3 protein-coding genes are annotated in these 2,185 nt (G+C 39.7%); all 3 read right to left on the minus strand.

Features of this window, described 5'->3' with window-relative positions; genetic code table 11:
- On the minus strand, positions 1 to 146 hold a 146-nt coding region (locus CWC18_RS21180), incomplete at its 3' end, for a transposase (RefSeq protein ID WP_171041189.1).
- Between the two features lie 386 nt (positions 147 to 532).
- Entirely contained in the window at positions 533 to 1,318 is a 786-nt protein-coding gene (locus CWC18_RS20595; protein WP_138676031.1) for a hypothetical protein, read from the minus strand.
- A gap of 14 nt (positions 1,319 to 1,332) precedes the next feature.
- Complete coding sequence (locus CWC18_RS20600) at positions 1,333 to 2,109, minus strand: hypothetical protein (RefSeq protein WP_138676032.1); 777 nt, start codon at positions 2,107 to 2,109, stop codon at positions 1,333 to 1,335.
- Between the last annotated feature and the right edge of the window lie 76 nt (positions 2,110 to 2,185).

Consider the following 2,185-nt stretch of genomic DNA (forward strand, 5'->3'; position numbering starts at 1 on the left):
GACCCTACTTTTAAATACTTATCTCGCCATGAATACAAAGTCGATAAGTTGATACTTTCCTGCTTTGCGAATTGACCTAATGATAAGCCACTTTCAACCAGCTTTCTAATGACTGCTTGTTTATGATCTTCTGGATAATGCTTCACTCATAACTAACTTACCGCTCCCTGTTTTATTTTATGAAAAACTGAGGCGACAACTATCCTGACACAGGGGGCTAAAAAAGATTATCGCTTACCCTCTAATAGCTAACCAGAATAAAGAATATGAATTTTAACTAGTATCATAAATATGGCCACAAAAAAGTGATTAACTTTATAGATGAAATAAAATGGTATCGTTTGTCAAATGAGCGCTAAGAAGTCGCTATGTGCAGCGTTATAAACGCTCAACATCAAGTAGATGCACACTCTATTTGGAAGTAATGTAAGCGTTATTATCTATATTTCAAAAGTACTTACCATATTTGAGGAGAAGTAGACGTATGATCACATACGCCTATTCATGACCCCACACCAACTTGGTGTGAAAATTAATGGTTGCTGGCAAAGTTAAATAGATTCATGAGTAATTTGTCAGCATCTGATATAACGGTGTTTCCACTTGTTACCTGACCAAGGTTCGTTAAAATATCGATGTCAGACAATAAAATATCTTGCGTAGCTGTATCATATACAATGACTGGTTTTCCTTGCTGGTTGACCGCTATGACTTCGCCAGAACTCGGCATCGAAGAAAAGTCCCCCTGAGCACTCCCACCTTGATTAAACTGCGTAACTCGACCAAAAGGCCCATCAATTATAGTGGATTTCACAGCGCTATCTAATACATCTACGACCAAATTTGGGTTACTTGTTGATGCCGTTATTGCATAACCCCACTGTGCGAAGAAACTCAGCGTTTGTACGTTTGCTCCCCCGCCAATAATAGTGACATTGCCAGGCTTACTAGACCAACTATGTGCTTGCGCCACCTCTGCTGGGCTAAAAGCACTTTTGAAACCCCCGACAAATAATACATCAGCTTGCATTTGAGTTAAGCGAGTTTCACTCAGGGAATCATATGCGGATAAATCAGTTTTAATTTGAACAAGTTTGTTTGCGATGCCACCAGCACCGAACAAATCTGAATTATTGAGTTTATTTAGCGCACCGACCATACGATGCCCGTTCAGCGCATAACCATCATCTGCTTGAGTCTCTCGCGCATTGTCAATATTCACAATTACAAAGTCCGATGATGGTCTATTTACACACTGGGAATCAACGCTACACGTTGTCAAGCCCGATGTATCAATAGCTAAATCATTCAGTCGCATAGGAAATTCACCTATCAAACACGTATTACCGCGATCAATATCGACATGATAGAGTTCGCTGCTGTTGATATGACCCAAATCATTGATTTTTCGCGGCTTACAATGAGCTTTCCATGTTGGTCAAGCGTTGCGCCAGTCACTTGGCTGAGGTTATGGTCAGACCGTTTTGTTAAACCGAGGGTTGAAATATCGAGTTCAAATACACTGCTACTGGTTATTATATAAGCTTGACCTTGATTAAAAACCATATCACCACGCCAGATTTCACTGCTTTGAGTATACCCGCTCATCGTACCAAGGAGTGTTGTAGTATGAGTTTCTAAGTTAATCTCATACAATTTATTATTCGACGAGCCAAATAGCTTATTAGTAGTGCTATCGTATGCCAACCTATACATGTTTTTAGTACGTGAGATTTGTTTGTGTTCATTGGTATTTAAATCAAGATACGCTAAGCGACTATATTTAAACTTCTTTCCTTTGATAGGCAAAGAAGCTAACTGCTCAGGTGTAAGGTTTAAAGCTGACGGATCGAGTTGATATTCTGTGGGCCGTGGAGCACTCACATAGTAGAGACGGTTAGTACTTTCCACATAAGCCATCGCAGCGGAGCTATATAAAGCCTGAGAATGTATATCTGCCTGTTTTGTTGTTTCATCCAAAGAGAAGACTATGCCAACATCACCTCTCCCCCCATTGATCCCATAAAGTTTTCCATAGCAATTCGCATTCACAATCGGACTTGTGATAACCCCAACCGCCAATATTGCGGTAGAAAAAAGTAAATTCATAGCGACCTCAATATAACTTTATTTGTAATAAAACAAATATTGAAACCGACACTAACACAGGGCAAGAGCATGAAAA

Source organism: Pseudoalteromonas aurantia (assembly GCF_005886875.1).
Taxonomy (GTDB): Bacteria; Pseudomonadota; Gammaproteobacteria; order Enterobacterales; family Alteromonadaceae; genus Pseudoalteromonas; species Pseudoalteromonas aurantia_A.

Excerpts from the sequence above, each read along its gene's own strand:
- CWC18_RS20595 (WP_138676031.1), bottom strand. The coding sequence starts at position 1,318 with ATGCGACTGAATGATTTAGCTATTGATACATCGGGCTTGACAACGTGT.
- CWC18_RS20600 (WP_138676032.1), bottom strand. The coding sequence starts at position 2,109 with ATGAATTTACTTTTTTCTACCGCAATATTGGCGGTTGGGGTTATCACA.